Source organism: Ruegeria sp. CDSA079, from assembly GCF_059612245.1.
On the sequence record NZ_JBXWQF010000025.1, the window covers coordinates 46355 to 54718 of the forward strand.

Genomic DNA, 8364 nt, shown 5'->3' on the forward strand with positions numbered 1-8364 from the left:
CATATCGGTCTGCACTACCGGCTGAATCAGGTCATCACGAGTTGTGTTCAGGATGAATGGGATGACGTCTGACGTTGGGCTGGCCTTGTATCAGGCCTTCGTTTAACGCCTCCAGAAGCTTTATGATAACGACGTTCTGGTCCAACTGGGCAATGCTTGGGTCGGGCTCAAAATCCGCACCTGAATTGTAATCGGGCAATGTGGTTATGGAGGATCTCTTATTTTCCCTGCGTTTTAGATACCGTCCACCGAACGGTTCTGGTCTTTCCTTTCTGCCTCTTCCTCTTCCTGCACCCAGGTTTCGGCTTGTAAGACGCCGGGTTGCGTTGCGCCGATGATGCCCACAACCTGAACTTCTCCGGTCTCGGCTGGGGCAGCGACCTTGAATCGGCGGATTAACGCGATCAGAGCAACCGAGATGCCGATCCCAGCCAAGAGTATTTGTAGGCCTCGGCCTCCAAACAGCGATATGGCGTTCGGACCCAACATGGTTCCGACCAACAGCCCAATATTCATCAGCAAAACCATAGTGCCACTGGCAGGCACGATCTGGGATAGCCGGAGTTGATCATTCGCATGGGCCGTCAGGATGGAATAGGTAGGATACAGGCCAATTGCGATGAGCATGAAGCCCAAGGTGAGATGCGTGGGGGACGTATCGACGGCAATCCAGAGACTTGCCACAGCTGTAATAACGCCCAATCCGATAACCACAAAACGCCTGTCTGTGTGATCGGAGATCCAGCCAACGGGGTATTGCACAGCAGCACCAGCAATCAGGGCCGCAACCAAGGCGCCGGATGCTTGTGCGGCCGAGAAACCCTGCTGCAAGGCATACAAGGGCAAGGTGATGTAATGGGCGGAAACACCTATGCTGACCAACACAATACCGATGACGGCGATCGGAGACACCTTGTACAACCGGGTAATGGGCATCCGTTCGGGAACGGTGTAATCCGGCGCTTTGTTACCGGACAAAAGCAGTGGCACGATCGACAGTGAAATCAGGATCGAGACGGTGCCGAACAACAGGTTGCCCGTGGGATCGGGAAAGCCAACAAGGGCTGTACCCAGTGCAGGTCCGGCAAGCTGAATGACGAAATAGAGCGACAACACCTGCGCGCGCGTGCTGTTATCGGATTTCGCGTTCAGCCAGCTCTCGGTAATGACGTAGAGACCCGGGTAACAAAAACCGCCCAGGAAGCGCATGACACTCCAACTGATGGCATCGCTGGTCAGCAGATGCACGATTGCGGCAATGGACACCAGTGACGCAAGGGCGGAAAAAGCCCGGATATGACCAACATTTTCCACCAGGCGTGGGGCCATGGCGGTTCCGGCAAGTGCTCCCAACGGATAGCTGGCCTGCATGACGGAAATCGTAAAGTCGCTGAAGCCCAGGCTTGCCCCGCGAATTGTCAGCAATGTCGCCAACAGACCGTTGGCAACCATCAGCATGAGCATCCCCAAAAACAGGGCCCAGTTTTCATTCAACGCACGTATCATGGCTTATGGCTATTGAGGACGCGGCGAGGAGTATACCAATCCCGCGACATGTCGATGTCGCGACCTGCACCTTCAGCCACGGCTAAATGCGGACTGATCTTTCAGGACCAAAGGCGGGATCACGGTCTGGCAAAACAAAGACAAACGATCGGCAATCGTGCGATGCAAGGCGACCGGATTGCTGATCCAATCGCTGGAGCCCATATTTTGCCTTCCATAGTCCCATGTATCGGTTTCGGTACTGCCTTCCAATACACAGACACCCTGCATCGCACCGCTGGCTTTTCCGCGAATTTCATCGCGCCTGCCCTGGTCGATACAGAACTTGGCGGCCGGATTCAGGCACGGACATCGCAACCTTCAACTTGCGCGCCCCAAAAACAAGGCACCGATCTCAGAAGGCAGAGGAAAGAGGGTACTGATCTGAAGATCCCTCTTTCTGCACGGTCGCAGGTGTATCCGGCAGGGATTAAACATCACTACCTTCGCATTTTTTACCTGCCTTGCTGCTGGTTGCTGCAAGCTCACTCGAGCGACACCCATAAGACCCGGGCATCTTCTTTGCTGGTCGAAATACAGCCATGCCCCATGCTGCTGTCGTAATATAGCGAGTCACCGGCTTTCATTGTCAAAGGTCGATAATGTTCTGAAACGAAGATCAGCTCGCCGCTGATCACATACATGAATTCCTCACCACTGTGTCGAATCCAGTTCTCGAACTCTGACACATCGCGTGCTTTGATGGTCGCGATGTAGGGTAACATGCGTTTTGTAGTCAATTCCGGACACAGTAGTTCATGCTGATAGGTCGGGGTGTCACGCTTTTCGCCCTGACCATTGGCTGTGAAATCGCGCCGACCCGAAATGCTGGTTTGACCCGATTGCAGGAACAGCTGCGGGGTGTTCATATCCAGGACCTGCGTCAGGCGCCGCACGATATCGAAGCTGGGTCGGGTTTGATTGTTTTCGATCTTGGACAGGGTCGAGCGACCGATTCCCGCCGCCCGCCCAACTTCTTCCAAAGTCCACCCTTTAGCCCGGCGAGCATCACGAATTGATTGCCCCAAAGCGGCACCTTCGTCCGGTTCTGCCTGTCCGGCCCCGTCGATGCGACTGTCATCAATCATAGAAATCCCCCCGATTTTCCGTAAGTTACCCATTTTTCCCAACCTGCACAACTTCACAATTATGAGAGAAGTGTTGCCTTGAGTGCACTTTTTCCACTATAGGAAACAAAGTTTCGCGTCTGAGGTTCTGCATCCGGGAGGGGATCATGTTCAAAATCGCGCTCAAAGAGGTTGATCCGGTCATCGCCGCGTCGATTGCAAAAGAAGGCAAACGCCAGGCCGAGCAGATCGAATTGATCGCATCGGAGAACATCGTTTCGCAGGCTGTTATCGAAGCGCAGGGGTCGGTGCTGACGAACAAGTATGCCGAAGGCTATCCTGGTCGCCGTTACTACGGTGGATGCGAGTATGTGGACGAGGTTGAGGCTGAGGCCATCGACCGCCTGAAACAGCTGTTCGGCTGTGAGTTCGCCAACGTCCAGCCGCATTCGGGGGCACAGGCCAATGGCGCGGTCAAATTGGCGCTGCTCAGCCCGGGTGACACGATCCTTGGTATGTCTCTGGATGCAGGTGGGCACCTGACTCATGGGGCAAAACCCGCCCAGTCCGGCAAATGGTTCCGCCCGATCCAGTATGGTCTGACCGATGAGGGATTGATTGATTACGATCAGGTTGAAGCACTGGCCAAAGCCGAAAAGCCCAAGCTGATTATCGCCGGCGCTTCGGCCTATTCGCAAAAGATCGACTTCGCCCGGTTCCGTGTAATCGCGGATGAGGTAGGAGCTTGGCTGCTGGCCGACATGGCCCATATTGCAGGGCTGGTTGCAACTGGTTTGCATCCTTCACCCGTCGGCCATGCGCATGTTGTAACGTCGACGACGCACAAGACCCTGCGCGGACCGCGCGGTGGCATCATCCTGACCAATGACGAGGCGCTGGCGAAAAAGATCAACTCGGCTGTGTTCCCCGGCCTGCAAGGTGGTCCACTGATGCATGTGATTGCAGGCAAGGCTGTGGCCTTTGGCGAAGCCCTGAAGCCGGAATTCAAGGACTATATGCAACGTGTCGTCGACAGTGCATCCGCCCTTGCGGACGTTATGATTGCGCGCGGCTGCGATATCGTTTCAGGCGGCACGGAAAACCACCTGATGCTGGTAGATTTGCGCCCTCTGGGTGTAACCGGGAAAGACGCCGAAGCGACGTTGGAGCGTGCCGGGTTCACCTGCAACAAGAACAGTGTGCCGGGCGATCCTGAGAAACCCACCATAACCAGCGGTATCCGATTGGGAACGGCAGCAGGTTGCAGCCGTGGGTTCGGGCCGGACGAGTTCAGGCAGATCGGCCACATGATCGGCGACGTATTGGATGCGCTTGCCAAAAAACCTGATGGTGACAAAGCCGTCGAAAAACAAACGCGCGAGAATGTCCTCGCTTTGTGCGCCCGCCATCCGATTTACTGAAAGAAAACAAAATGTCCTACGATCTGATTGTCATTGGGGGCGGACCTGGCGGCTATGTCGCTGCGATCCGTGCGGCTCAGCTGGGCCTGAAAGTGGCTTGTGTCGAAGGACGCGGCGCACTGGGCGGCACCTGTCTGAACGTAGGGTGCATCCCCTCCAAAGCGTTGCTGACCTCTTCGGCCAAATATGCCGAACTTGCAGATCTCTCCTCCCACGGTATTGCGGTTGAGGGGGCCAGCATCGACATTGGTGCGATGATGGGGCGCAAGGACAAGATTGTTGGCGATCTGACGAAGGGCATCGCGTTCCTATTCAAGAAAAACGGTGTCGATCTGATCGAAGGCTGGGCCAGCATTCCCGCTGCAGGGCAGGTCAAAGTGGGTGAAAACATCCATGAGACCAAGAATATCCTGATCGCCACCGGGTCCGAACCGACCTCTCTGCCGGGGATCGAGATCGATGAACAGGAAATCCTCAGCTCGACCGGGGCGATTGAGCTGGACAGTGTGCCCGAGCATCTGGTGGTGATCGGCGCAGGTGTGATCGGTTTGGAGCTTGGTCAGGTCTGGGCACGCCTGGGCGCCAAGGTCACTGTGGTCGAATACCTGGACCGCGTTCTGCCCGGTATTGATGGCGAGATCGCCAAGCTGGCGCAGCGTGCCCTGTCCAAGCGCGGGTTGAAATTCCAGCTGGGCCGCGCGCTGAAATCGGTCGACAAGACCGGTGCGGGCCTGACCCTGACTGTTGGTCGCGTCGGCAAGGACAAAGAAGAAGTGATCGAGGCCGATAAGGTTCTGATCGCCGTTGGCCGCCGTCCTGTCACCCGGGGGCTCGGACTGGAAGACCTCGGCGTTACCATAAATCCACGCGGATTTATCGAGGTGGACGGTACTTTCCAGACTTCGGTTCCCGGCATCTATGCCATAGGCGACTGTGTGCCCGGCCCGATGCTGGCGCACAAGGCCGAAGAAGACGGCGTTGCTTGCGTGGAAGCTCTGGCAGGGCAAGCGGGCCATGTGGATTACAACACCGTTCCTGGCGTGGTCTACACCGACCCCGAAGTCGCATCGGTCGGGCTGACCGAAGAAGCGCTAAAAGAGTCCGGCACCGAATATTCGGTCGGAAAATTCGCCTTCATGGCCAACTCGCGCGCCCGTTCGACGAGTGAAACCGACGGTGCGGTCAAAGTTCTGGCTGACGCGGACGGCAAAATCCTGGGTGCGCATATCTGCGGTGCCCACGGCGGTGATCTGATCGCCGAATTGGTTCTGGCCATGACCAAGGGGGCCACTGTTGCCGAGGTCGCGGCGACCTGTCATGCTCATCCGGCAATGGGAGAGGCGGTAAAAGAAGCTTGCCTCGATGCCATGGGCCGGGCGATCCACGAATAACGAGGGACAGCCAGATGACCATCCAGCTTCGACCACGTCACCCGGAAAAGGCCAAGAAGGCTGACAGCGTCATCCCGCGCAAACCCAAGTGGATTCGCAAGAAAAAGGGCGACAGCGCCGCGTATTATGAAACCCGGCGCCTGATGCGTGATCACAATCTGACGACGGTGTGCGAAGAGGCCGCCTGCCCCAATATCGGCGAATGCTGGTCCAAGCGTCACGCGACCATGATGATCATGGGCGAAGTCTGCACCCGCGGTTGTTCCTTCTGCAACGTGGCCACCGGCCGTCCTGATGCACTGGACGCGTTTGAACCCGGTCGCGTGGCGGTTGCGGTGAAAAAGCTGGGCCTGCGCCACGTGGTGATCACCTCGGTCGACCGCGATGATCTGGCAGATGGCGGGGCCGAGCATATCGCTCAGACTATCCGTGCGGTACGCCATCAGAACCCCGGCACCACGGTCGAGGTTCTGACCCCCGATTTTCTGGGCAAAGGCGATGCGGCAGACATCGTGTTCGAAGCCGCACCGGACGTGTTCAACCACAATCTGGAAACCGTCCCGCACCTCTATCCGACAGTCCGCCCCGGCGCGCGCTATTATGCTTCGCTGCGTTTGCTGGATGACGCCAAGCGCGCCAATCCCGAAATCTTTACCAAATCCGGTCTGATGGTTGGGTTGGGAGAAACCCTGAACGACGTGCGTCAGGTGATGGATGACCTACGCGCCGCACAAGTCGATTTTCTGACGGTCGGTCAGTACCTGCAACCGACCGCGAAACACCACCCGATTGATCGTTTCTGGTCACCGGACGAATTCGCCCAGCTGGAGCAAATCGCGCGCTCCAAGGGCTTTCTGCACGTGTCGGCTACGCCGTTGACCCGTTCCTCGTTCCACGCGGACGAAGACTTTACCGCCCTCAAGCAGGCTCGCCAGCGGGCCATCGCCAACGGGGCATAATCTAAACGCAAATGGGAGGGAAACCATGGAAGCGTTAAATTCAATCGTAGGGGCCATTAATGGCGTCGTGTGGGGGCCGCTGATGCTGGTCCTCATTCTCGGCGTTGGCTTCTTCCTGCAGGTGGGGCTGAAATTCATGCCGATCCTGCGCATTGGCACCGGCTTCAAGCTGTTGTTTGCAGGCCGTGAAGGTCAGGGCGACGGACAAATCAGCCCGTTCAATGCGCTGATGACCTCGCTGTCGGCGACCATCGGTACAGGTAACATCGCCGGTGTGGCCACTGCTGTCTTCCTGGGCGGTCCGGGCGCTTTGTTCTGGATGTGGATGACCGCCCTGGTGGGCATGGCCACCAAATATGCCGAAGCCGTTCTGGCCGTGAAATACCGCGAAAAAGACGAGCTGGGCAATTTTGTAGGCGGCCCGATGTACTACATCAAAAACGGCCTTGGGGCGAAATGGGCCTGGCTGGGCGTTGCATTTGCCCTGTTCGGTGCGGTTGCAGCTTTCGGCATCGGCAACGGCGTACAGGCCAATGGTGTGGCACAGGTTCTGGAAGCGAACTTTGGTCTGAACACCTCGGTCACTGGCGTTGTTCTGATGGTTCTGACCGCCGCCGTAATTCTGGGTGGCATCACCCGCATCGGTGCGGTCGCCGGTAAACTGGTTCCGTTCATGGCGATTGCCTACATCATCGCTGGTCTGCTGGTCTTGCTGATTAACATTGGCAACATCGGTAATGCTCTGTCGCTGGTCTTCACCTACGCGTTCACCCCGTCAGCCGCCGAAGGTGGTTTCGCCGGAGCAGCTGTCTGGGCAGCGATCCGCTTCGGTGTGGCACGTGGTGTGTTCTCGAACGAGGCCGGTCTGGGTTCCGCTCCGATCGCACACGCAGCAGCCGAGACCAAAGGTCCGGTCAACCAGGGCCTGATTGCGATGCTGGGTACCTTCATCGACACAATCATCGTCTGCTCGATCACCGGTCTGGCAATCATCTCGTCGGGAGCCTGGACATCGGGTGAATCCGGCGCGGCCCTAACAAGTCACGCGTTCGAACTGTCGCTGCCGGGTGTCGGTGGGTATCTGATCGCCATCGCTCTGTCGATCTTTGCCTTCACCACCATCCTCGGCTGGTCGTTCTACGGCGAGAAATGTGTCGAGTTCCTGCTGGGCGTCAAATCCCTGCTGCCCTACCGCGTCCTGTGGATCGTCATGATCTATTTCGGCGCAACAGCAGATCTGGGCTTCATCTGGCTGCTGGCGGATACGCTGAACGCCATGATGGCTATCCCGAACCTGATTGCCCTGGCCCTGCTGAGCCCGATCGTCTTCAAACTGACGAAAGAGTTCTTTGCCTCGGGCGGCAAGTCCGAAGAGCCGGGCACCACACCTGCCGAGTAAGCTCGATCTGACTTAAAACGGGGGGCCATCCCGGCCCCCCGCCTTTGAAACAGAATTCAATATCTCGAGGAGAGACGTGATGGCCACGAAAATCCTGCTGCCGATTGATCATACCGACGACCGCTCGTGGAAAAACGCCCTGCCGCTGGCGCTGGAACAGGCGAAATTCTACGGGGCCGAGCTGCACGTGGTTGCTGTCATCCCCGAAATCATCCAGCTGCCGAACCTGCCCGCCAACTATGGCGCTGGTGCCAAGGACCATGTGCGCAATGCGGTACAGGCCATTCTGGATCATGGCAATGCCTCGGACGTGAACGTTCACATCGAAGAAGGCAGCGTTTACCGCGAAATCCTGAAACTCGCCTACAAGGACGGCTTCGACCTGATCATCATGGCTTCGACCAAAGGCGACTTCCCGAATTACGAGATCGGACCGAACCTGGCCCGTGTGGTGCGCAACGCGCATTGTACCGTCACTGTCGTTCGTGACCAATCCCGCTGATCGAAAGGTATCCGCAATGACTTCACTTAAACGCACGCCTTTGCATTCGTTGCATGTTGAGTTGGGTGGTAAGCTGGTTG

Annotated in this window: 8 protein-coding genes and 1 pseudogene; 5 read left to right on the forward strand and 4 right to left on the reverse strand. The window is 57.3% G+C overall.

The genetic code is table 11. From position 1 onward, the window contains the following. Nucleotides 1-234: 234 nt before the first annotated feature. The 4 genes and pseudogenes from AC2FJZ_RS19635 to AC2FJZ_RS19650 form a co-directional block, all read right to left on the reverse strand. Complete coding sequence (locus tag AC2FJZ_RS19635) at nucleotides 235-1506, reverse strand: MFS transporter (RefSeq protein WP_496673295.1); 1272 nt, start codon at nucleotides 1504-1506, stop codon at nucleotides 235-237. Between the two features lie 72 nt (nucleotides 1507-1578). Beyond that, nucleotides 1579-1710: a hypothetical protein gene (locus AC2FJZ_RS19640; protein ID WP_496779760.1), complete on the reverse strand. Its 132-nt coding sequence runs from the start codon at nucleotides 1708-1710 to the stop codon at nucleotides 1579-1581. A gap of 15 nt (nucleotides 1711-1725) precedes the next feature. After that, nucleotides 1726-1863, reverse strand: a pseudogene (locus AC2FJZ_RS19645) (DUF333 domain-containing protein); the annotation flags it as partial. 167 nt (nucleotides 1864-2030) lie between these two features. Then, the gene (locus AC2FJZ_RS19650) at nucleotides 2031-2633 is read right to left on the reverse strand and encodes a helix-turn-helix domain-containing protein (RefSeq protein ID WP_050604481.1); all 603 of its coding nucleotides are present in this window, start codon (nucleotides 2631-2633) and stop codon (nucleotides 2031-2033) included. Between the two features lie 146 nt (nucleotides 2634-2779). On the opposite strand from AC2FJZ_RS19650, the gene glyA reads away from it, so the two are divergent. The 5 genes from glyA to AC2FJZ_RS19675 all read left to right on the forward strand — a co-directional run bounded on the left by glyA (nucleotide 2780) and on the right by AC2FJZ_RS19675 (nucleotide 8284). Further along, entirely contained in the window at nucleotides 2780-4033 is a 1254-nt protein-coding gene (gene glyA / locus AC2FJZ_RS19655) for a serine hydroxymethyltransferase (protein WP_496673289.1), read from the forward strand. Nucleotides 4034-4044: 11 nt separating this feature from the next. Further along, a complete protein-coding gene (gene lpdA, locus AC2FJZ_RS19660; protein ID WP_496779756.1) occupies nucleotides 4045-5424 on the forward strand; it encodes a dihydrolipoyl dehydrogenase in 1380 nt (459 codons plus the stop codon). 14 nt (nucleotides 5425-5438) lie between these two features. Further along, the gene (gene lipA / locus AC2FJZ_RS19665; protein WP_496673285.1) at nucleotides 5439-6383 is read left to right on the forward strand and encodes a lipoyl synthase; all 945 of its coding nucleotides are present in this window, start codon (nucleotides 5439-5441) and stop codon (nucleotides 6381-6383) included. A gap of 25 nt (nucleotides 6384-6408) precedes the next feature. Next, complete coding sequence (locus tag AC2FJZ_RS19670) at nucleotides 6409-7782, forward strand: alanine/glycine:cation symporter family protein (RefSeq protein WP_496779758.1); 1374 nt, start codon at nucleotides 6409-6411, stop codon at nucleotides 7780-7782. A gap of 79 nt (nucleotides 7783-7861) precedes the next feature. Then, a complete protein-coding gene (locus AC2FJZ_RS19675; RefSeq protein ID WP_496673279.1) occupies nucleotides 7862-8284 on the forward strand; it encodes a universal stress protein in 423 nt (140 codons plus the stop codon). Nucleotides 8285-8364: the final 80 nt, after the last annotated feature.